We start from the raw sequence: 22491 nt of genomic DNA on the forward strand, positions 1-22491 counted from the left end.
AGATCTATTTGTTAATAGTTGATTAATAATATATATTATACTAATTGATTAATTAACTATTGAGTGGGAAGTATGCATCCTATTGAAGAGAGCAGTTTATTACAAGATGTCGATTCCTTAAAGAGACAAGTTAAGTTACTTGAAACTAGAGTACAAAGATTATCAGAAGAGAAAGAAGCTTTAGGTAAATCTATTCAATGCTTAATAGATAATAGTCATGAAATAGTAGTAGAGAAAATTAACTTAGCTAGAGAAGTAAATATTCTTAAAGAAGATAAGAACTATATATATAGAGAAAGAAATATACTTCTAGCTTTCTTGTGTAATATTCTATATTCAGCAGATCCATCTATAGTTGAAAGATGGTTACATCCTGTTGAAGATAAAGATTGGGAGGAAGATTGGAGAAATATTATTGTTATTCAATTAAATGAAGAGGAACAATATAGTTGGCATATCCATGATAGTGAACTATATCTATTCCATTGGTTACCTCTTAGAGAGAATAAATGGAATGGGCATACAACTGAAGATAAGTATAGAAGAATAATAAACTATGTAATGAATATAGAATAATCCGTAAATTATATACGGGTTTCTTACATTAACAATTTAATAGAAATAAGTTAGATTACTTTTATACTTAACTAATATCTGTTACGCCTATGAGAAATATCACTAACTATATTGATAAAGAGCTATTACTTAAAGGACATCCTCCTTAAATTATAAATCGAATACATATTAATGCGTGGCGCTTTCTAAATTATTAGGAGGCGCTTTTATTTTTTTATAGGTGATTAAAAGAGTTATGTTCCGTTTAAGTAAAGTGAATTTGTTTGGTTTAGATATCTATGCTGGTAATAAGGACGATTTATTAATTCAAATAGAAGAATGGATTAATAATAATAATCGATATACAAATATCTTTACACCCAATGTAGATCATATCTGCAAACTAGAAGATGAATCTTTAGAGTCTTTTAATAGATTACCTTTGAAATGGACTTATAGAGAAGCTTTCCTTATTCCAGATGGTATGCCTTTAGTATGGGCTAGTAGATTATTAGGTACTCCTCTTAAAGAAAGAATACCAGGAAGTGACTTGCTTTCTGACTTGCTTTGGTTAGCTAATAGTAATCAATGGAGTATGGTATTTGTCCTTCCAAATAAAGAAGTAAAGGTAAAGCTAAAAGAATACATAACAGATTACTACCCTAATATCAATCTGTATGATAGTTCTATAGCTTCTTTCCCATTCGAGGGTAGAGGAAATAATAGAGAGCAGATAGCTAATGATATCTGGGAACTAGAAGTAGATATAGTACTAGTCTGTTTAGGATTCCCTAGACAAGAAAGATGGTTAATAGAATATGGTCATGGTCTTAGAGCTAAGTTGGGTATTGGTTTAGGTGCTTCTCCTGAATTCTTAGTAGGTATGAAAAAGAGGGCTCCTAAATGGATAGGTAGAATTGGTATGGAGTGGCTACATCGGGCTCTTACTGATAGAAGATTAATACCTAGATATCTAAGCAATGTCTACTTTCTATGGTTAGTGATGAGAGAATTGTTAAATAAGTGGCGGGGTAAATAAATGTTTAGGTGGCTGGCTAGATTATTAAAGTTAGATACTTTTACTGAAAGAACAAAAGTATCTACTGATAGAATGGGTGACTTGATAGATTACTATAGGGAAGATAATGATAACTATAGATATAAGTCTTATCTATAGGGAAGATAATGATAACTATAGATATAAGTCTTATCTATATGAAGATGTAAATAATGAAGGCGGGCACATTAGACTTACTATAGTAGAGACTATAGATGATGATGGAGAAATTGTTGATAGAGAAAGTACTTTAACTGAAGAATAAATAGAGTGGGCGGCTAGTTATGCCGCCTGTTTTATTAAATTGCAAAAGTAGAATTTAAGGCAGTGTATGTTCAAAGCAGTAGGTAGAATGTTTATGTATCTGCTAATTAATAGAACTCAAGATACTCATGAAGTTGGAAGTGAACATGAATCCGTAGCAGACGCAATAATTGAAGGCGTTCAATACTACAGTTATGTAACTGAAACACATAAAGATGAAGCTGAGTTAACTATTATGGAAGGTATTTATTTTATACCAGAGGAGCAAGAGTAATATGCAAGTATCAGTTAGAGCAGATTCTATTCTAATAGACGAAGATAAAAGACTATCTAATTTAGAAATACTAGATTATATATTCTCTTTAAAGTTCTATAAAGCTCCTAAGTTTGAGAGAGGACTTTATGTTCCTTTTTCTACTAGAGAAGTAGAACAACATTTAAGTAATAAATTTAGTAAATATATATTTGGTATTGAGTTAGCTTATGGCAAAAGAGATAGGACTAAATATATAACTAGACTTCCATTAGATAGTTATACATTCACAGAACCTTATAGCGAGTGTGATGTAGATAAAGATAATATCTACTATAAGAATATAGAAGTTATTAGACAGCCTAATCAGAGTCTACTAACTGTTAGTGGCGTTAAACAACTCATAGTTGGCGGCAATAGTTATACTAACCTAACTCAATATATGGCTCTTAGAGTAGTTAGAGCAGGAGATGGATTATTTAGATATGAAGAGATAGAAGAAGCCTATCAAACCTCACAGTATATAAAAGATATGTGCTACGGGAGGATTAATGAACAACGTAATAATATGCCTAGTAGTAGTGACAGTAGGGATGGTGTTAACTAGAAAAGGTACTAATGAGAGTTATAGAAAAGCACACACAGCTCACAGAATGTTTAAGTTCAGATTAAATACATCTACATTATCTTGGGAGGATAGACAGACCCTCTTAGAAGAGAAAACTAGAGAAAGATTAAGTTATCTAGAAAAAGAAGGGAAGACAATAGAGAGATTATTTATCCAAGTTCTTAATGATAATGAAGATGAATATGATGAATTAATTGACTTTCTAGATGAAGACTCTCCTAATAATAGTGTTCTACTAGGTATAGATCCTATGTGGGATGTCTATGGTAAAGAAGAAGATTAGTGATTAGGGCGGCATAACTAGCCGCCTATTTTAGTTAAATAGACTAGTGAGGTATATATGATTGATCCAGATAGACCTAGTGATCCAATAGTAATAATAGATGATCCTAACTATTGGACTCTACCTAACTTACTAGGAAACTTATTAGCAGCAGCTCAAGAAGATCATCCAGAACAATTTCCTAGAGATGAAGATAGTCCAGAGTATTAAGGTAAGTTAATATATTTCTATTGAATTCAATAGAAATATATGTACTGTGGTCTTATGATTCTCTCTTCTCAAGAGATTAAGTGCCCTTTTATAGATTTAACTTTCTATAGAAAGGGACTTATTAATGAAGGATTCAAAGGAAAGTTTGAAGTAGTACAGAGAATTAGAAAAGGTAAATTTCATTTCACTGGCTGCTTCTGTGAAGAATTATTTGAATACTTTGATTCTAGTGAACACTGGGGACTAATAGAAATGCAAGATGAGGTAGAAGAAATAACAGCTATATATCTTAGAACTAATAGATTTATGACGGGGGTAGAAGTTAGTTCTACTAGAGAACATAATATCTACTTTCTAAAAGAAGAAAGAATCAACAGTGACTCTATTGTTAATGAAGTAATAATTGTGAGGGATTAAATAAGTATGAGGTTGTATAGATTGAGAAGTTTAGTTAGATATATAGCTGCAATATTTCTGTCTTGCTTATCTTCTGGATTAATTGAGATTCTTCACACATTACTCATAGACTCCCATTATCTAAAAACAGAGACTAATTTGCTTACAAATATATTTTACGGTCTGATTATAGGAGGCATCAAAGGATATTTAGTTTGCTATGCTTTCATGCTTACGTATGTAAGAGTATGTGGTACTATGACCAGATTTTCAAAGAATATATTAGTTTTTGTCTTAGCATTTATGGGTACTACTGATATATTAGCTATTGCCTACACGATATTTAATAAGTATCACGATTCAACTTGGATATGGATAGATATCAACAATATTATTGGAGCTTTGATAATGGTATACACATCTATTGAAATTTGCAAATATAGTCATAAAGAGTTGCCTAATAAAATAAATAGTATGTGGTGGGATCTATTTAATACCCTTAGTTAATTTGTTTAGTGGTTCACACTCATCCATAAAAAGTGTAGTACACATTTCTAAAGAGCAATAAGATGAAAGTATTTCAGTTAATTAGTTTGTTAGTAGGTTCTATTCTGGCTTTATTGATTTGGTTTGGTTCTGTAATAATCGTTCAGAGCGGTGAGGTTGGAGTTGTATATCACTTTGGTAAGGTTAGTCAAGAGACTCTTAGCCCCGGATTAAACTTTGCAATACCCTTTATCACTAGTGTTAAAAGCTTAGATGTTAAGACACAAGCTGATGAAGAATTGTTCGTTACTTTATCTAAAGATGGTCAAGAGATAAAGGTAGCTGCTACAGCAACTTATAATAATAATCCTTTAGTTGCCGCAGATACAGCTATTCATATTGGTCTAGAGAATAGTTTGATTAAGAAGATAGCTCTCCAGCCTAAACTTCTTTCTACTGTAAAGACAGTAATAGCTGAATACACTATGAATGACATAATTTCTAACCAAGCTGGTATCTCTGAAGAGATTGAGCAAAGGATTATTAAAGAGCTAGAAAGTCAGCCAAATATAATATTGACTGCTATTAATGTTACAGGAATTAGCTTAGATCCCCAAGTACAACAGTCAATAGAAAATAAAGTAATAGCTTCTCAGAAGAAAGAACAGGCTAAGATTGATAATGAGACAGCTCAGATTACAGCCCAGACTAATAAAGTGTTAGCTGATAGTCTATCTCCAATCCTAGTTCAACAGCAGGCTATTGAGAAATGGAGCGGTCAATCTAGTGTATTTAGTTTAGGAGATAATAAACAACCTGTAATTGTTCAAAGTAAATAATCCCACTTGATTCATTAATACATTAGCTATATAGTTCTTATAGCTAGTGTATTCTAGAAGGTAGTAACACAGAGGAATATTATTCCTTTAGACTCTAGTATTAAGATTAGGGAGTATTAGGTTTACTACCACATGGCAGATATTAAGCTACAGTGCGCTTACCTGGCTCATAACCAGAGTTCTTTACTAGGTGCAACTCCTAGGTCTGCTTTTAAATATTGAATATTACTTTCTCATATATTTCTTCATTAATAAGGTAGTAAGTAGTTACCTTATAGAAGAATATGAATAAGTGGTTTAGGATTTTATTTATCAATAGAAAGAATAGAAATCTAGATTGCTATAGTGGATTATATAGTGAGCCTAGTGATGCTCTTATTGATGCCGCCCTCTATAGAGAGAATCTAGAGGGTGAAGTAGATTGTTATTTAGTAGAAGAAGATCTAGAAATAGAAGGAGAAATTAATGTCTATCAAAATTAGAAAGTCTGTATTTGAAACTAATTCCTTAATATTGGGGCGTTAACTTAGTGATAAGTTAAATGAATTGGATAAATTGCTGGAAGGCCTTCATATATGTACGGTTAATCAGCAGCCAAGATAGTCTTAGGTTAAAAGAGACTATAGGGTTCAGAGCATAGAGGTTGAGCCTAACAATAATACCTCCACGAACATCCAACATCTTTATAAGATGATGATATATGCCGAACTTACAAGATGATAAATTGTAAGAAGTAAAGATAAAAAGCTTTACGATAACAGAACGCAAGTAGCCATAGTCTAGCTATTAATACTACAGACATGTTACTAGATACTATTATTCCAGATAAGAATGGAAGAGTAATTATTAATAGCGGCAAGTTTGGTTGGGAATGGAATAAGTTTAATGATGCATATACTAAAGCTAGTTATGCTCTTACTGCTCTTTTATATGTTGATTTACCTCTTATAGAAGAAGCTACTCAGAATCTACATGACGTTATTAAAGAGCAGACTCTAAGTGAAGAAGTAGTACTTAATCTACCTAGTGAAGATTGGGATAGTCGTAACTATGGTTATATAGATCATCAATCAGTAGAGAGGGGTCAGATGAATGCAGTTCTATTAGATAAGAGTAAACTGCATAACTTTATCTTCAATAAGAAGAGTTGGTTATTTCTAGGTAATGATAATGAAGAGGCCCCCAATAAATTCTATGATACTGAGGATAAAGTATATAATTGGAAATTAGTCTTTACTAATTATCCTAGTATTACTCAATGGGAGTTTGAAGAATTTCCTGATAGAGATAAACTAATAGAAGCTATTGAGGGATTATGTTTAAGGTTTACTAGAAAGGGCAATCAATATATTCCTGAAGAAAGACCTTATTACTATAGTAGCGATGAAGAGTATTATGAGTTTCCTTATAACGAAGATAAAAGGAAGGTAACTGATACTACTATTGAGTTTGTAGAAGATATTTGGAGTAGGGATATAGAACCTAGAAAGTTAGTTGTTAACTATACCATAGAAAAGATTAAATAGATAGAACAATGGAATTACTAAAGAGATACCAGAATGGAAACGTTCTGGTTTCTTTGTATAAAGATGGCACTCGTCATCTTGAATATGAAGGAACCCTAGAACTTGAATATCCTTTAAATATTGACATAACTGTTTCTAGTAGATGTAGTAATGGTATAGATCCTAGAACTGGTAAAGCTATCTGTTCTTATTGCCATGTAAGTGCTAGAAGGGATGGAGTAGAAGGTGACTATAAAGTCCTTAAGAAAAGGTTATTACCTTTACCTAGAGGAATAGAGTTAGCTATAGCTGTCAATGAGTTTACTAAGAGACTAATGGAATTCTTAGAGTGGGCTAATGAAATAGGATTTGTAGTTAACTTAACAGTTAATCAGATACATTTACCTAAATATAAGGGATATATTAACTGGTTAATTAACCAGGATATAGTTAAGGGATTAGGTATCTCTTATAGAAAAGGATATGAATCTAATAATGTTCTTTTTCTATTAGAGTATGAGAATACTGTACTGCATTGTATTGCTGGACTAGATAATATAAATACTATTCTAGAAAGTCCCTACAATAAGGTACTAATACTTGGCTATAAAAATCTAGGTCTAGGTAAAGAGTTCTATGACTTAGATCCTCTTTCTATTGAGAGGAATATAAGAGAGTGGCAAATGTGGTTACCTAAGCTATTTGGTAAGAAGATAGTTAGCTTTGATAATTTAGCCATTGAACAACTGAACGTTAAGAGATTCTTTAGTAAAAGAAGCTGGGAAGTATTTTACCAAATGGAAGAAAGTATCTACATAGATACTGTAGAAGGGATATATAGTCCTTCAAGTAGAGATGTAGATAAGAAAGTTAGTTGGAATGATCTAGAGATTAAAGATTACTTTAGGAGTTTGAAATGAATTTAAAGGTTATTAGTTTTGGGGCCTTACTTTTTATTGCATCTATAGCAGTCAATAAATGTAGTATGCCTATAAAGAATTTAACTGTTTTAAATAATGAAATAGTTTATTCGATAGATAGTAATCAGAACTACTCTATTAGAGATTTAACTGATCAGGTAGCTATATGTTATTACTCTAAAGATGTATTAAATGTTAGTAGTCTAGGGCCTATCTTAAATTGGGATATTGTTAATAAAATATCCATGTTTCTAGAAGGTCAGAAAGATGCTAGTAAAGTAGGGGTTACTGTTAAACCTTGGGTTAATACTCTAACTATTCCTGAATGTTTGGCTTCTTTAGAAGAAGAAAAGAATAGACAAGATATTAATCATATCTACTTAGTAGAGAAAGATAACTTTAGTTGGAAGGAGAGTCTAATAAGACCTCTAGAAAGGAAAGAATAAAGGGAGTTTAAATATGAGTGTAAAACTATTTAAACCAATGTATACCAATGTAAAAGATGGAAGAATGCATTCTGGTAGAAATTGGTATCAGAATATAGCTGATTGTTTAATAGAAGCCTCTCATTACTGTGATGAATTTAGGAAGTATAGAGGCATTTTATTAGAATGTCATTTAATAGAAACTGAGTTATTTACAGATGAGGAAAAGACATGGGAGTAATCTATAGCTTATTCAGAGCTGTATTTAGAGTTAAGGGAGAAGAAGACGTATCTAGAACTAGTGAATACTTTTCTAATCCTGCTGACGCTATGATATTTGGTGCTGAATATGCTACTGAATGTCAAGAAGAAGATAATGAAGAACTAGAAGTATACATTGTTGAAGAAAGAGATAGCTGGTATCCAATATCAGAGGAAGATGAAGAAGTAGAGTGAGTGATGGATATAGATAAAACTTTCATCTTGTGTTGGATAATTGGGCTATTTACTTGTCTAATTTCATTTCAATTAGCAGAAGTTAATTTTAGCTTTGAAGAAATATTAGTCTATTCAGTAATAATAGGAGGGATTAGTTCTTTAGCCGCCTTATTTATTATTGACCTAATTAAAGATGAGTGATTATGGAACCAGACATAAAGACTATCTATATCAGTTGTGTTGGTGTAATTGCTTTTCTAATAACAGCATCTAATATAGGAGTTGGGGAATCCTTAATAGCATTACTATTCTGTTTTATATTGGGTATTCCTCTAACTGTTTTAGTGGGACTTTTGTTATTTCTTTGGAGTGGGTTAGATACATGAAGATAGATTATGTATTGTATTGGTTGTGTGCCTTTGCTAGCTGTACCTTCTGGTGGGGAATTAGAAGCTATAAAGATCCTAGATTATTAGGTAGTATATTTATAGCCTCCTTAATTACCTATCTAATATCTAAGTTAGATATTAATGAATAGAAACAGATTCTTAAGATTTAGCATATTAGGCACTATTACCTGTCTACTAAGATGTTGGGGTAATAATAGAAAATCTAATATGTTTAAAGTAATAGGGAATAAGATATATGACCCTAATGGAAAAGAGTTTGTAATTAAAGGGGTTAATGTAAATGGCCCTAATTGGTATTGGGATAGGGATACTATCAATGATTTATGGGCTATTAAACTATGGAAGTTTAATACCATAAGAATAAATACTTTACTTAAACCAGACTATCAACCTAAGGATAAATATACTTCAAGTAAAGCTAATCCAGATCTTCATAAGATAATAGACACTTTTACTAAAGAGAAGATTGTTTGTATTATTGAACTACATGATATGACTGGTAGTTATTTTAGTAATACTAGTGATCCTTCTCTTAGTGAAGTAGTAGCCTACTATCAAACATTAGCTGCTAGATATATTAACAACCCTTACGTCTGGTTTAATATTCAGAATGAACCAGGCCCCATTAGTAATCAATGGTTAACTCTCCATAAAGAAGTTATTAAGTATATTAGAGCTTTAGGTAGTACTAATATAGTTATCTGTGATGGGGCTTTCTGGGGTCAAGAAGTAGGTGAATGGAATAATAATTCGGTTAAGAGTACTAATAGCGCCTTCCTTACCTATGGAAAGATTCTATTAGAATCTTATGAGAATATTGTCTTTAGTTTCCATGCTTATGATCAATGGAATTATTCAGTATGGAAGATGGAAGAGTATATTAAAAGAGTTCTAGAATTAGGACTTTGTTTAATAATAGGTGAATACTCTCAATGGAATAATATAGACACTACTCCTGCTGCTAAGATAGCTATTCAGTTAGCTAATAAATATAGGTTGGGTAGAATCTTCTGGGCATGGGAAGGTAGAGATAATGGAGATCTGACTACTAGATGGAATGGTGGGGGCTGGGCTATTGATAAAGTGGACGGCAGTAAACCTACTAATCTAAATGAACTAGGTTTATTAATCTGGGACGATAATCGAATTAGTTAGTAAGATAGGCGGCTAGATTAGCCGCCTAATTCATTTAATGGAGATAACAAAGATGAGTAAGAAAGTAATTCTAATTGGAATAGGTCTTAATACTTTACTGGCTAGTTTAGTAGTAGGTTACTTAAACTTTACCCCTAAGAAGTATACAAGTAATATGACTATTACTCTTAACGGTAATAGAGTAGATCCTTCTGTTGTTCTACAAGGAGATAAAGGTACTGTTAATCCTGGAGTTAATTTAACCTATGCTGGTGGCTCAGTAGATCCTAGAGCTTTCTATGACAAGATATTAAATAGTGATGAGATATTCGAGAAAGCTTCTAAAGGATCTAAATACTCTATTGAAGATATGAAATCAAGTATTAAAACTAGGGTTATCTTAGAGACACCAAATATAGCTGTTAGAGTAAAAGGTAATAGTCCTGAAGAAGCAAGAGAGAAAGCTAGATTATTCTATGAGGCTTTTAATAAGAAGATAGAGTTTCTCAGAGATAATGAAAAAGAGAATAAAGAGAAACCCCTTATTGAAGATTTAAATAGGGCAAAGATTAATCTAAATGTAGCTAGTAAAAGATTAGAAGAATTCAGAATTGCTAGTGGACTAGCTTATGAAGAACAGGTACCTCAACTGATAGCTTCTAATAGAGGAAAAGAAATAGAACTAACTAAACTAAAAGCAGAAATAGAATCTAGAAGGAAGCAAACTTCTTCTTTTATTAGTCTATTAAATGTAACAGAAAGATCTGCTATTGATTCTCTTAATATTCAAGTAGACCCTTTACTTAAAGGACAAGTAAATGAGTATGTTAATACTATTAACTCCTTAAAAGTAAATACCTCTAAGTTTACTGAAGAGAATCCAGTGATAGTTAATTTAGAAGCTAAAAGAGTTGAGCTAGAAGATGCTATTGAATCTAGAACTAGAGAGCTATCTAATAGAGATTTATCTATAGGAAAGATAATTAACCTAGTTAGTGAAGGCGGCTCTGTAAGAACTCAAATGTACTCTAGCTATTTAAATCTTAGTAGAGAGTTAGAAGGATTAGAGAAGCAGTACGAAGTTCTAAATAGAAGTCTGAAAGCTAGTAAAGAATTAGAAGTAAAACTTATAAGTAGTTTACCTACCTATAAGAATCTAGTTAGAGAATATGAAGCTGCTGGTGTTATCTATAGTAATCTACAGAGTACTAACAAGTTGAGAGGGTATGATAGATACGCTTTGTATCCTTTATTTCAACTTAGTAGTGAACCTAGTTTACCAAGCGGTCATTCTTCTCCTAATACCTTATATGCTGTCTTAGGAGGAGTAGGGGGTACATTTAGTTTATGGGGTCTAATCTACATTAGATTAAACAAGAAGAGAATAGTAGATGTATTTAAAGAGTCTTGAAGAGAGATTAGTATGGTTGTATTTAATTGGTACCTATATATGGTATTTCATAGGTGCCAGTTATTTATTTAGTTCAGTACTAGGTTGGTCTTTGGCTATAGTCGCTTTATGGAAATGGTATAGAGGTAAGATATCTATTCCTAAAGGAGTGTGGTTATGGTTAGTAGCTTTCTTTCTATTAGAGATATTTACTCTGATTGGTAGTATTAACACTGGATATAGAGGGATAAATCTAATTAGAAATCTAGCGGGTGAATTCTTTTCTAATGGATTATTAGCTGCTTTTCCTTTGGTCGGCTGCTTATCTATTAGACCGCAAGTTATCTATAGGGCAGTATGTTGGTTAGTAATTCAAAGTATAGTTATGATTCCTTTCTTCATAGCTATGATTTATATTAGGATTCCTAGCTATATATCTCCTTTAGTATTCTTTGATAAGATTATTAAAAGCGGCCCTAATAGTTATAAGATTACTTTCTTTAATCCTCTTGAACCTAATAGGTTATCTTTATTCTGTCCTTGGGCTCCAGCATTAGGTTTTGTTGGAGCTCAATTCTTTTACATATGTAGAGAAGAAAGTAATAGGATACTTAAGTATTTAGGAATGATAGGTAGTTCAATAATGTTATTCATATCTGTATCTAGATTAGGTCAGATAGTATTACCTTTATCCTTATTAATAACTACTTTAGTCTCTTATGTAAATACCTCTAGTAGGGCTGTAATAGCTACTGGTCTAGGTAGCTTATTTGTTACTTTTCTATCTGATATTAAGGAGATAGTAATAGATACTAAAGATAATCTAACTTCTGCTAGGGCAAGTTCTTCTCTAGTTAGAGAAAGGTTACAAGAGTTAGTTAAAGATAAGATGTGGAATGAATTATGGTTTGGTCATGGCTCTACTGAACCAGGCAGTAGGATTGTAGCTAACATGCCTTTAGGTACTCACCATACTTGGTTTGGGTATTTATTTGTAAATGGAATCTGTGGAGCTATGACTATAGCTATAGCTTATATAGTTTCTCTAGTTAACTTTGCTTTAGATATAAATAAAGGAAAAGTTAATAGAGTATGCTTTAGCTTTCTATTAGTTATGGGGCTTTATAGTATTGGGGAAACTTGGAAAAGTTTAGCCTATCTATTAATGCCTGGGTTGATATTAGTTGGGATAGGCTTTAGAGATGATAGTTAGTACCTACAAGAGATTTATAAGAAAGAGTTCAGATAAATTTAGCCATAATAGTAAATGGCTAAGTATGGCAGAAATGCTTAATAGAGTAATAAGGGGCGGCTTGAGTCAATTAGTTTTAACTAGAGTATTTAGTACTAATGACTGGGCAATACTAGCTAAAGTAATACCTCTTATGGAATTATTAAGCGTGTTCCAAGGAAGAGCAGGTTTTAATTCTAAATTAATAAACTGTTCTGCCAAAGAATTCAAGTCTCTTAGCATTACTACTTATTACTTAAGTTGGATAATAGCTATTCTACTATTTAGCATTCAACTAGCTATAGGTAGTACTATTCATCTGTTATCAATAGATAATCAGAATTTAGGAGATGCTATAGCTTTAACAAGTTTCTGTTATCTACTCTTTCCTGTATTCTCTATTAATATAGCCCTACTTTATAAAACTAATAACTTAGTGCCTTTAGCTAAACTAAATATAATAGTTGGTTTAGGTGGCGGTGTTATTACGATAGTAATGGCTTTATTAGGTTATGGGTTTTGGTCTATATTAATCCCCCTGATATTGAACAATGTATTGACAGCTATAGCTATACCTTACATTAGTCCCTGGCATATAAATCGCTTCAGTCTTAAAGGTATAAAGAATATCTTTAACTATGCTAGTGGACTAATGTTAGCTGAAGGTCTAGATAAATTAAGAAGTAATATAGACTATTGGATAATAGGTATCTTTCTTGGAGATAAAGAGATGGGTATCTATTACTTTGGTTTTACTAGTGGCATTAACTTCTGTCTAGGCATAATCAATTCCTACTACCAAAGCTTTTATCCTAATCTTAATCAGTACAAAGGCGATGAAGATTCTCTTAAAGATATCTACTATAGAGATACTAAGAGAATGATTAGACATATTAGTAAGTTTAGTATTGCGATCGCAATATTGATGCCTTTAGTAATAGAGAAGATATCTGGAGATAAATGGATAGAAGCTATGCCAGTTATAAGTATAGTATCTATATCTGCAATACCTAGGGTGTTAAAGGTTTCAACAGGCGCTTTATTACAACTTAGAAATAAGCCCTATGTAATTCTAGGATGGGATATAGGTCTGACTTTATTTCTTGTAGCTGGTGTGTTAGTAGCAGTTAATAAAGGAATAGTAGCTGTATCTTTAGCAGTTTTAATAGTTCATTGGGTGTATCTACCTATCTACTTTTGGTTTGTTAGTAAAAGGTATCTGAGATGAAAGTATTGATTGAGAATGGCAGCCCTCATTTAAAGAACATGGGTGACTTAGCTATGTTACAAGTAGCTGTAAATCGCATCAGAAAATTATACCCAGATTCAATAATGAAGGTTGTTACTGATGTTAGTCAAGGAGAATTAGATAAGTATTGTCCTGATAGAACATATGCTACTAGTATCAAAAGATATGGTAATAGATATCTAGATAAGGTAAGTCAGATTCTAGTAGGATATAGACATCTATTTAACTATGAGGTTAGAGAGTTAGTTGAATGGGCTGATGTAGTAGTTACTGCTGGTGGCGGCTACTTTGGAGTAAACGCATTTAAGGCTCATAGTCTTAGTATGTTAGATACTCTATTATTAGCTAAGAAGATGGATAAGAGAGTAATAATACTGGGTCATGGCTTTAGTATGTGCTCTGATAAGAAGTTCAATAAGAGCCTTAGTAGAGTACTAGAAGAAGTAGATTATATCTTTCTAAGAGAACCAGCAACTAGTAAGAAGTATCTAAGAAGTTTAGCTACTCATGGATTCTCTCATAAATTGATAGTAACTGGAGATGATGCTATTGAATTAGCATACGAGAATAGAATTGAAGGAATAGATAGTAATACTATTGGAGTGAATATTAGATTCAGTAACTACACTTCAATAGGAAAAGAAGCAGTACAGATTATTAAATTACTTCTTGAAGATATAAGAAGTATGAATGGCTGTAAGGTAATTACTATTCCTATCTCTCTACTAGAAGAAGAGTCTGATGTAATTAGTACTAAAGAAATAGGAGTAGATGATGATGGTAGTAATGTAAATAGTCCCCTTGATGTAATACAAAGAGTTGGTAATTGTAAGTTAGTTATTACTACTAGTTATCATGCTGCCGTGTTTGCTCTCTCTCAAGGTATTCCAGTAATAGGACTAGCGGCTACTCAATACTATAGAGAGAAATTTAATGGATTGATAGAACAGTTTGGTATAGGTTGCCGCATAGTTGACTTATCTGTTTCTAGTAATATCTATAGAAATCTATTTAGTGCTATCAGTGATTACTGGGTCTTTAGTAAGGATGATAAGAAAAGACTTCTTAATAGGGCAATACATCAAATTGGTGAAGGTTATAAAGCGTACTCTTCAATAGGAGAATAAAAGATGAGTAAGGTAGTTGTAGTAATGCCTCTATATAACTGTGAAAAGTATTTAGGCAATACTCTTAGATCATTAAGTCAGCAAGCATTTTATGATTGGAATTGTGTAATGGTAGATGATGGTAGTACTGATTCTACTAGAGAGATAGCAGTTAGATATGTAGAGACTGATAGAAGATTTAACTTAATTAGTCAAGAGAATGAAGGGGCGGCTAGTGCTAGAAATACTGCTATAGACTTTACTCTAGTGTCATTTCCAGATTGTAAATATATAGCTTTTCTAGATGGAGATGATACTTGGCATCCATTTAAGTTACAGGAACAAGTAGATTATCTAGATAAAGAGAAAGAAGTATCTATTGTCTGTACTAACTATAGAGTTGTGGATGAGAATGGCTTTATTCTTAAAGAAGTTAAATGCCCTTCTGTAGTAAATAGAGTTGATCTCTTTCTAGAGAACTATGTAGCTACTGCTAGTAATCCTTTAATTGTAAGAGAAGCTTTTGAGAAGATAGGATATCCATACTTCAATCCTAACCTAAAGAGATGTGATGATCATGAGTGCTGGTTTAAAATTCTTACTCAGCTTGGTGGCAGATTAGAGTTTATTCAACAGCCTCTTCTCTACTACCGTATCACTCCTTCTTCATTACAAAGTGATGTAGAGAAGCAGTTTAAAGAATGGGATACGATGATAGATATCATAAGTATGTACAGCCCTCTTCTAGTAAATAGTACTTACTGGTTAGCTAGAGCATATCAATGTAAGACAGTAGCTATTAGAGCTATGAGAAATAAAGATTGGAAGTTAGCTATTAAGTATGCTATTGAAGCTATCAAATCTGATTGGAAGATAGTACCTAGATATTTATTAGATAGAGGAGTTAAGAAGTAGATGGATAGGCGGCTTAACTAGCCGCCTATTTATTTAAGGAGATGTAAGATGAGCACTGCAAATAAAATAAGTCAGATAGCTATGGACTATCTGACTTCAGTAATAAGGTTTTTCTTTTATGGTTGGGATCATAAAGATGATATAGGTTGGAAAAGTACTAATAGTGAAACTTATGAAGAAGCTAATGGAGAAAGAGAAGCCTTCTTAGAGTATAGAGAAGATGGAAAAGCTTCTGAAATAATGACATATTACGAAGGTGCAGAAGAAGAACCAGAAGAGTTTATAGACATGAAGTATGACTATTATTTACTAGAGAAATCATATGAACAAGAGTGATGTTAGGAAGCACTACCAAGACATCTATAAGACTCTAAAGATAGCAGGACTTCATGAAGTTCTTAAATATGCTATTAATGAAGACTTAGAATTCTTTAGAGAAGAGATAAAAGATAAATCTTATATTCCTCTAAAAGAATTAGAGCATTATGTAACTCTAAATAATATAAACGTAACAGTTAATTATTGGGTTATTGATGCTAAAGAATCTTTACCTAAGAACTGCATTATAGATGGAATTCAAGAAGAGATATCGTTTCAAGTAGAAGAAGAATTAGAAGTAAAACTATCTAATTCTAAAGGAGAAAAACATCACTTCTTAGGTCAATTAAAGGGTAGAAGAGGCGAGATAGGTAAAACTTGTTTAATGATTAAATTAATTCAAAGAGTAGAAAATGAATAATTCAACAGTTTCAGTGATCGTTCCTGTCTGGGGAACTGAGAAATATCTTAGACAAGCTCTAGAAAGTGTAGTTAATCAGACGTTTCAGGACTGGGAAATAGTAATAGTTGATGATAGCTCTCCTGATAATGCTATTGATATAGCTATGGAATACTTTGATAAGTATCCAGATAAGATTACTGTTATCAAACAAATCAATAGAGGATTAGCAGGTGCTAGGAATACTGCTATTAGAGCTTCTAAAGGAAGGTACATAGCTCTATTAGATAGTGATGATATCTTCTTTCCTACTAAGTTAGAGGAGTGTGTTAAGTTTCTAGATAATAATCCAGATGTAGGTATGACCTATACATGGAGTCAATTACTAGATGAAGAAGATAACTGGATTGATAGTTATCAGATGAGTGATATGGGCTCTTATGAAGCTGATTATTGGATGTATCGTAACCCTCCTGGTAATGGTAGTAGTCCAGTAATTAGAAGAGAGTGTTTGGAAGAGATTGCTTTTGATCATCCTACTGAGAATGATAGAGTCTGCTATTTCGATGAAGATATGCGGCGGGCTGAGGATATAGAATGCTGGATTAGGATTAATGCTTTAACAAGTTGGACACTAAAGGGTATTCCTAAAGTATTAACGGGTTATAGAGTTAATCCTGAATCTCTAAGTGCTGATACTGATAAGCAGTTCAAAGCTTGGGAACAAACTATGGAGAAAGTTAAAGGGCATTCTCCATTATTAGTAAAGAAATACTACTCTCTTAGCAAAGCTTATATGCTGAGATATTTATCTAGGAGAAGTATGGAACTAGGAAAACCTAGGAAAGCATTAGGTTATTTAATCAGGGCGTTATCTACTAATCTAGGAATCTGGAAAGAATGGAAGATTACTATTTATGTAGTGGTAGTAGTAGTACTAAGTAATATTCTTCCTCACTCATTCTTCAAAAGAGTTAAAAGATTTCTTACTGAATTTGCAGGTAACTTACAAAGGAAGAATTTAGCTTGAGTTATAAACAATTTAAAAGAGTGTTAGATGTTGTAGGCGCGTCTATACTATTAGTTTCTTTATTCCCATTAATGAGTCTAGTTGCTTTGTTGATAGTGCTAGAAGACGGTATGCCTTTCATATTCTCTCAAACAAGAGTTGGATATAAGGGTAATAGATTTGTAGCCTACAAGTTTAGAAGTATGGTCAGAGATGCAGATAAGTTATTAGTCCAAGTAGATGACTTATCTGGTAAGTACTTAAAAACTGATAAGCGCATTACTAAGATAGGTAGTTTCATTAGAAGGACTAGTATAGATGAACTACCTCAACTTATTAATGTTCTAAGAGGAGAGATGAGTCTAGTAGGGCCTAGACCCTTTGCTGAATATGATGCAGTTAATTACCCAGAAGATAGATTAGATAAGGTACTTCCAGGGATTACTGGATCATGGCAAGTGAAGGGTAGAAGATGGGTGCTCGATAAAAGTGCGATCGCAAAGATTGATAGAGAGTACTCAGAAGGATATAACTTCTTATGGGATCTCTATATTATCTTTAGGACAATACTGTATATTGTTACTTTAGGTAACAGGTAATCTTAGTTAGGCGGCATATCTAGCCGCCTCTTTAAATATATGAATAATTCTGATCAAGAAAATTTATCTAAAGCCATAAGTGAGTTTAGAGATAGTTGGAGAGAGTACTTTAAATCTCAATACGGCTTATATCCTGATGAACTATCTCCATATAGAGATGGTGAAATACAAATGAGTTGGATAATAGAAAGAGGCTATATCTCTAAAGAGACTATAAGTAAATTATTAGGTGAACAAGATGAACTGTATTAATTGTGGTAAACATTTTCATTATTGTTCTAGTTGCGGATATATTCCAGAAGCAGAATGGGAATGCTGTTCTAGTAAATGTGTCCATGAAAGGATTAATAAACTAGAAGGTAGAGAACTAATAGAAGTATTAGCTGATCATATCTATTGTGATAATGTCTCTTATGATCTAGCTTTACAAAAGATTAGGGAGAATAAAAGAGAAGTAGGTATAGAACTAGTAGGTGTTAAATTAGAACATTGGTCTGCTTGTTCTGATACTGTGCCGCTAGAAGAAGTACTAGAGTTAGAATGTGTAGAAGATGAAGAGCTAATTAACTACCTATTTAAACTATTTAAAGAAGAAAGACTATCACCTAAGTTTGCTTTAGCTGAAATATTAGAGAATGAGGAGGCACTAGGAATAAAACTAGTAGATGAATTCCTAGAAGAATATGATAATTATTACCCTACTGCTGATAAGGATTAAATATGAATAAAGTAAATATAATTGCAAGTAAAGAAATAGACTCTATTAGAGATATAGCTAGTGAAATATTTGAAGTTGAATTTACTTGGACAACAGATGGGGCTTATATTCAATGGTACTCAGATAGTAGTACTAGACTTAGATTCTTAATAGACCCCGCAGAAAGAAGACTTTATATTAATCATGGTATTGGAAAAGATAATTGTGAATATCCTTTAGAAGATATTAATGATATTGGCATTATTAAAAAGTGTCTAATTGATTATAAAGAATGGTATATAGGATGGGTATAGATTTTATTAGACAGTACTTGATGAGTATCTCTTCTTTTAGAGAAGATAGAAAAGATTGGAAATTTAATGGCGTAGAAGAGTTAATTCTTAAGTTAGGTGTTGAAGGTAAAACAAAACCCACTAAATATAATGGATATCCTAAATATTGTTTTCATAACTGTCAAACCTTATGTCTTAGATATCATCATCTAATCTATGTAGAAGGTTACTGTCTAGTACATAAAGTAGGAATACCTATAGAACATGCTTGGTTATTTGATACTAGATATGATTGCTTCATAGACCCCACTATTAAAAAGTATGAATGTACTTACCTAGGAGTCCCTCTACCTAATTACTTTATTAAAGATACTCTTAAGAAAAGGAAGGAAAGTAAGGGGGCTCCTATTCTATTTGACTACTTGAATAATAGAGATCTTCTAAAAGAAGGTATATCTCATATATGTATTGTTAATTAAGTTAAGTAGGCGGCTAGTTGAGCCGCCTTTACTATTTAATGGAGAGTAATAATATGAATAATGAAGATAGAAATGAGAATGAAATTAGTACTGGAGAAGATTGGGAATTATTTGGTAGTGATATCAATAGAAGACGTAGAGATAAAACTTACTACATAATTAGAGACCGCCCAGCAGAACGTAGAAGAAATATAAGAATAGGTATTGCTCTTCTAATAGCAGGACTAAGTATCTATGGATATATGAATCGGCCTTGGGCTATGGGATTTAGCCCAGGTAAAGAAGCTAGAAAGAACTTTATTCAGAAGATTAGAAATTGTATAGCAGAAGGTAATTGTCCTAGCATGATTACTGCTGCTGAATATAGTAGACACTGTATTAAAGGAAGCACTATTGGTGAAGTAGTAGGTGATGCTCATAAAGACCTAACCCTAGAAGAGCTTAGAAAGCTAAAGCAGAGTAATAATTCAGATAAGAAAAACAAAGGCGGCGTTAATAAAGTAACTAAGAGAAATCAGGAAAGGGTAGATAAGAGTGACTTATCTAAAGTAGTCTGTAAACCTTTAGCTGACTACATAGGTAGTAGAGTAAAAAGAATAATAATAGATCTAGACCTATTAGAAAGTAATGATAAATCAGGAGATAAGAAAGATGAGTGATGTAGAAAAGTATCTTTATTTAGTAATTGTAAGTACTGCTGTTGTATTTACTATAAAATGGGCAGAAGGAGATGAAAGGAGAAGATCTCTATTTAGAGAGTTTTATTTTATTAGACTTAATTCTAGGTCTGATGAAAGAGATGATAGAGATGATGATGAACTTCTAGATGAAGCAGAAAGAATAGCTAAGGAAAGAAGCAAAAGAAGGGCTAACAGAATAGATAAGAAAGCTAGTAGTCAAGAAAACTATGATGTCCATTATCATATGGAAAGAGAAATAAAAGATGTAGAAGTAATCCCTTTATATCCGGGAGAAGATGATGACTTAGTTCATTTTATTAATAACAAACATAGACATGTAGTTTGCTTTACTGATGACGAAGGCAATGACCCAGAAGATAATGAGCCTTTACCTGAATGGATGATAGAAATGAATAAGGAATTTATTGAGAGTCTGAGAACAATAGACTTTAAAGAAGAATCAGAAGAGTAAACTAATGAGGCGGCCTACTAGCCGTCTATTCTATTAAAGGATTAAAATGCTAAGAAGATACTTTAAGATATTTATCATTTCCTTCGCCGCCACTTTTATATTCTGTGAAACTATCATAGTACTTCGTGATCATACAATTCACTTCAGTATGAAACGTTCATTAGTCTATCTAATAGCTTGTAGTACAGGCTCTGTCTGGGGAACTCTATTAGGTGAGGCTTATCTTCGTAAATAGAGAACACTGTATTTCGTAAAATATTTCTCAGCTTCTATCTCATTCTTCAATAGAAGAGGAGCTATTTTAAAACCTACTTGTTACTAAGTAGGTTTTATTTTATCTATTAATTTTACTAGCTTCTATCTCATTCTTCAATAAAAGAGGGAGCTAAAGTCTGTACTATATCTGGATCGCTACACGTTAGGTAAAAGGTTGGATAGTAAAGAATTTGCACTGTATTTGGATAATCTTGCTGGGTAAAAGGTTGGATATTGATGGTACTCGTATAGTCCCCCTAGGGGTATGGTAATTATTTCTTAATCAATTAAATAATAATCAAGCTGCCCTGATAGAAAGAGTCTCTAGGGTAGCTAGTCAATTAATTAATAGTGTTAGTAGTTAACACTCTTTTTCTTTTCTTCTGTTCTTTAGTGAAGTTAACAATCAAAGGACAGAAGACAATGATTACTAAACAACAAGTACAAGAACTAGGTAGATTACTTTCTAAGATTGGTGTGGAGGTTGTACCCCACACTAGCAAGAAAGCTAAGACTAAACTAGTTCGTAACCAACAAGCTTCTTACTATAGGAAGCAGATAGTCTATAGAGTAGGTTGTACCTATGACTCTATAGTGCATGAAGCAATCCACGCACTACAAGATTATCTAGGTACTCTAGTAGGTCTACCTGCTAGAGTAACCTCTTCAGTCAAAGCTAATCCTAAGTTCGCTTGGAGTATAGAAGCTGAAGCTTATACCAATGAGAACAACGCTACCCTAGTGATAGCTAAGTTCAAACAAGCTCTTGGTATGAATCTTTCCTTAGGAGAGAGGGTAGTAGTACTAATGAATAAGGTAGTGTTCTAATGATAGATATATACATATATCTATCTATTATCAATCTGGTGAATGATGGCGTACATTCCATCTAGTGAGGTTCGATTCCTCTAGATAATAGATAGATAGGTATATATCTATCCTTTTTTTATTTCTCTTCTAGTGATGTTTACAGTACACACTGGAGAAATAAAATGTCTTTAGTAAAAGAATACACCAACACTTCATTTAAAGCTATTAATAAATCTTTCAGGGAGAGAGTTCCTTCTGAGAAGGCTATTAATACTTTAAAGGAAATGGAAAGTTTACCTAGCCAAGTATTTCCATATTTAGCTAGGGGAACAAAGACCAAGCACTTACTTTCTGAAATAGAGGGTAATGTATGGTCTCCTAGAGGAATAGTAAGTACTAGTAGTTCCATCCAAGTTGCTAGAAAATTTGCTATTCACCATAATGAAAACTGCTTTGCCTCTTCTCAGGGTGAGGCCAGCTTAATAATTATGCTAGGAGCAGTTGGTAAAGACTTAAGCCTTTATACCTCATTCTCGAAAGAGAGTGAGGTAGTCTTATTAAATCCTTCTCTTAGAATTAAGTTTCTAAGAAATACAGATGAATATAAGATATGGATTGCAAGTAATCTTATATTCAGAGATGAAGAAATAGATTACTTATTTAAGTAAGGCATAAAAGAGTAAGATAATTCTTACTCTTTTTTTATTTCTAGTGATGTTTTAGTGACAACACTAGGAAAATATGTTTAACAATATCTCTGCAATTGAAACCGCTAACCAAGTCTA

At 32.5% G+C, this 22491-nt stretch carries 33 protein-coding genes; all 33 read left to right on the forward strand.

Annotated features, from left to right (window positions below; all coding sequences use genetic code 11):
* Positions 1-72 precede the first annotated feature (72 nt).
* The 33 genes from AACW45_RS11035 (at position 73) to AACW45_RS11195 (ending at position 22374) form a co-directional block, all read left to right on the forward strand.
* Positions 73-576, forward strand: coding sequence for a hypothetical protein (locus tag AACW45_RS11035; protein WP_190627633.1), 504 nt, complete (start codon positions 73-75; stop codon positions 574-576).
* 235 nt (positions 577-811) lie between these two features.
* A complete protein-coding gene (locus tag AACW45_RS11040; protein WP_190627635.1) occupies positions 812-1594 on the forward strand; it encodes a WecB/TagA/CpsF family glycosyltransferase in 783 nt (260 codons plus the stop codon).
* A gap of 106 nt (positions 1595-1700) precedes the next feature.
* Positions 1701-1877: a hypothetical protein gene (locus AACW45_RS11045; protein ID WP_190627636.1), complete on the forward strand. Its 177-nt coding sequence runs from the start codon at positions 1701-1703 to the stop codon at positions 1875-1877.
* A gap of 66 nt (positions 1878-1943) precedes the next feature.
* Positions 1944-2150, forward strand: coding sequence for a hypothetical protein (locus AACW45_RS11050; RefSeq protein ID WP_190627638.1), 207 nt, complete (start codon positions 1944-1946; stop codon positions 2148-2150).
* A gap of 1 nt (position 2151) precedes the next feature.
* Positions 2152-2736: a hypothetical protein gene (locus AACW45_RS11055; RefSeq protein WP_190627640.1), complete on the forward strand. Its 585-nt coding sequence runs from the start codon at positions 2152-2154 to the stop codon at positions 2734-2736.
* A complete protein-coding gene (locus tag AACW45_RS11060) occupies positions 2723-3040 on the forward strand; it encodes a hypothetical protein (RefSeq protein WP_190627642.1) in 318 nt (105 codons plus the stop codon). The genes AACW45_RS11055 and AACW45_RS11060 overlap by 14 nt, the downstream gene beginning before the upstream one ends.
* Positions 3041-3097: 57 nt before the next feature.
* The gene (locus AACW45_RS11065; RefSeq protein WP_190627644.1) at positions 3098-3250 is read left to right on the forward strand and encodes a hypothetical protein; all 153 of its coding nucleotides are present in this window, start codon (positions 3098-3100) and stop codon (positions 3248-3250) included.
* A gap of 54 nt (positions 3251-3304) precedes the next feature.
* Positions 3305-3667, forward strand: coding sequence for a hypothetical protein (locus AACW45_RS11070; RefSeq protein WP_190627645.1), 363 nt, complete (start codon positions 3305-3307; stop codon positions 3665-3667).
* Positions 3668-4215: 548 nt separating this feature from the next.
* On the forward strand, positions 4216-4971 hold the full coding sequence (locus tag AACW45_RS11075) for a prohibitin family protein (RefSeq protein ID WP_190627647.1): 756 nt from the start codon (positions 4216-4218) through the stop codon (positions 4969-4971).
* Between the two features lie 284 nt (positions 4972-5255).
* A complete protein-coding gene (locus tag AACW45_RS11080; protein WP_190627649.1) occupies positions 5256-5453 on the forward strand; it encodes a hypothetical protein in 198 nt (65 codons plus the stop codon).
* 318 nt (positions 5454-5771) lie between these two features.
* Positions 5772-6497 (forward strand): hypothetical protein, encoded by a 726-nt coding sequence (locus AACW45_RS11085; protein WP_190627651.1) that lies wholly within the window; start codon positions 5772-5774, stop codon positions 6495-6497.
* Between the two features lie 8 nt (positions 6498-6505).
* Complete coding sequence (locus AACW45_RS11090) at positions 6506-7396, forward strand: hypothetical protein (protein WP_190627653.1); 891 nt, start codon at positions 6506-6508, stop codon at positions 7394-7396.
* Positions 7393-7842, forward strand: coding sequence for a hypothetical protein (locus AACW45_RS11095; protein ID WP_190627655.1), 450 nt, complete (start codon positions 7393-7395; stop codon positions 7840-7842). The genes AACW45_RS11090 and AACW45_RS11095 overlap by 4 nt, the downstream gene beginning before the upstream one ends.
* A 13-nt stretch (positions 7843-7855) precedes the next feature.
* Positions 7856-8062 carry a hypothetical protein gene (locus AACW45_RS11100; RefSeq protein WP_190627657.1) on the forward strand — a complete coding sequence of 69 codons (207 nt, stop codon included), beginning with the start codon at positions 7856-7858 and terminating at the stop codon, positions 8060-8062.
* Entirely contained in the window at positions 8053-8277 is a 225-nt protein-coding gene (locus AACW45_RS11105) for a hypothetical protein (protein WP_190627659.1), read from the forward strand. Before AACW45_RS11100 ends, AACW45_RS11105 begins: the two co-directional genes overlap by 10 nt.
* Positions 8278-8876: 599 nt before the next feature.
* The gene (locus tag AACW45_RS11110; RefSeq protein ID WP_190627661.1) at positions 8877-9824 is read left to right on the forward strand and encodes a cellulase family glycosylhydrolase; all 948 of its coding nucleotides are present in this window, start codon (positions 8877-8879) and stop codon (positions 9822-9824) included.
* A gap of 52 nt (positions 9825-9876) precedes the next feature.
* Entirely contained in the window at positions 9877-11214 is a 1338-nt protein-coding gene (locus AACW45_RS11115) for a hypothetical protein (RefSeq protein ID WP_190627663.1), read from the forward strand.
* Positions 11195-12406 (forward strand): hypothetical protein, encoded by a 1212-nt coding sequence (locus AACW45_RS11120; RefSeq protein ID WP_190627665.1) that lies wholly within the window; start codon positions 11195-11197, stop codon positions 12404-12406. The genes AACW45_RS11115 and AACW45_RS11120 overlap by 20 nt, the downstream gene beginning before the upstream one ends.
* Positions 12396-13652, forward strand: coding sequence for an oligosaccharide flippase family protein (locus tag AACW45_RS11125; RefSeq protein WP_339381973.1), 1257 nt, complete (start codon positions 12396-12398; stop codon positions 13650-13652). The genes AACW45_RS11120 and AACW45_RS11125 overlap by 11 nt, the downstream gene beginning before the upstream one ends.
* Positions 13649-14800 (forward strand): polysaccharide pyruvyl transferase family protein, encoded by a 1152-nt coding sequence (locus AACW45_RS11130; RefSeq protein ID WP_190627670.1) that lies wholly within the window; start codon positions 13649-13651, stop codon positions 14798-14800. Before AACW45_RS11125 ends, AACW45_RS11130 begins: the two co-directional genes overlap by 4 nt.
* Positions 14801-14803: 3 nt before the next feature.
* The gene (locus AACW45_RS11135) at positions 14804-15694 is read left to right on the forward strand and encodes a glycosyltransferase family 2 protein (protein WP_190627671.1); all 891 of its coding nucleotides are present in this window, start codon (positions 14804-14806) and stop codon (positions 15692-15694) included.
* A 48-nt stretch (positions 15695-15742) separates the two neighbouring features.
* Positions 15743-16030: a hypothetical protein gene (locus AACW45_RS11140; RefSeq protein WP_190627673.1), complete on the forward strand. Its 288-nt coding sequence runs from the start codon at positions 15743-15745 to the stop codon at positions 16028-16030.
* Positions 16017-16433 carry a hypothetical protein gene (locus AACW45_RS11145; protein WP_190627675.1) on the forward strand — a complete coding sequence of 139 codons (417 nt, stop codon included), beginning with the start codon at positions 16017-16019 and terminating at the stop codon, positions 16431-16433. The genes AACW45_RS11140 and AACW45_RS11145 overlap by 14 nt, the downstream gene beginning before the upstream one ends.
* On the forward strand, positions 16426-17442 hold the full coding sequence (locus AACW45_RS11150; protein WP_190627677.1) for a glycosyltransferase family 2 protein: 1017 nt from the start codon (positions 16426-16428) through the stop codon (positions 17440-17442). The genes AACW45_RS11145 and AACW45_RS11150 overlap by 8 nt, the downstream gene beginning before the upstream one ends.
* Positions 17439-18020 carry a sugar transferase gene (locus tag AACW45_RS11155; protein ID WP_190627679.1) on the forward strand — a complete coding sequence of 194 codons (582 nt, stop codon included), beginning with the start codon at positions 17439-17441 and terminating at the stop codon, positions 18018-18020. Before AACW45_RS11150 ends, AACW45_RS11155 begins: the two co-directional genes overlap by 4 nt.
* Positions 18021-18059: 39 nt before the next feature.
* Complete coding sequence (locus AACW45_RS11160) at positions 18060-18272, forward strand: hypothetical protein (protein ID WP_190627681.1); 213 nt, start codon at positions 18060-18062, stop codon at positions 18270-18272.
* Positions 18259-18738 carry a hypothetical protein gene (locus AACW45_RS11165; protein WP_190627682.1) on the forward strand — a complete coding sequence of 160 codons (480 nt, stop codon included), beginning with the start codon at positions 18259-18261 and terminating at the stop codon, positions 18736-18738. Before AACW45_RS11160 ends, AACW45_RS11165 begins: the two co-directional genes overlap by 14 nt.
* Positions 18739-18740: 2 nt before the next feature.
* Complete coding sequence (locus tag AACW45_RS11170) at positions 18741-19031, forward strand: hypothetical protein (RefSeq protein WP_190627684.1); 291 nt, start codon at positions 18741-18743, stop codon at positions 19029-19031.
* A gap of 20 nt (positions 19032-19051) precedes the next feature.
* A complete protein-coding gene (locus AACW45_RS11175; protein ID WP_190627687.1) occupies positions 19052-19489 on the forward strand; it encodes a hypothetical protein in 438 nt (145 codons plus the stop codon).
* Between the two features lie 53 nt (positions 19490-19542).
* Positions 19543-20148 carry a hypothetical protein gene (locus AACW45_RS11180; protein WP_190627689.1) on the forward strand — a complete coding sequence of 202 codons (606 nt, stop codon included), beginning with the start codon at positions 19543-19545 and terminating at the stop codon, positions 20146-20148.
* Complete coding sequence (locus tag AACW45_RS11185) at positions 20141-20641, forward strand: hypothetical protein (protein WP_190627691.1); 501 nt, start codon at positions 20141-20143, stop codon at positions 20639-20641. The genes AACW45_RS11180 and AACW45_RS11185 overlap by 8 nt, the downstream gene beginning before the upstream one ends.
* A gap of 678 nt (positions 20642-21319) precedes the next feature.
* Complete coding sequence (locus AACW45_RS11190; protein ID WP_190627692.1) at positions 21320-21724, forward strand: hypothetical protein; 405 nt, start codon at positions 21320-21322, stop codon at positions 21722-21724.
* A 164-nt stretch (positions 21725-21888) separates the two neighbouring features.
* Positions 21889-22374 carry a hypothetical protein gene (locus AACW45_RS11195; protein ID WP_190627694.1) on the forward strand — a complete coding sequence of 162 codons (486 nt, stop codon included), beginning with the start codon at positions 21889-21891 and terminating at the stop codon, positions 22372-22374.
* The last annotated feature ends 117 nt before the right edge of the window (positions 22375-22491 follow it).

The organism is Calothrix sp. FACHB-168, assembly GCF_963889195.1.
Taxonomy (GTDB): domain Bacteria; phylum Cyanobacteriota; class Cyanobacteriia; order Cyanobacteriales; family Nostocaceae; genus Aulosira; species Aulosira anomala_A.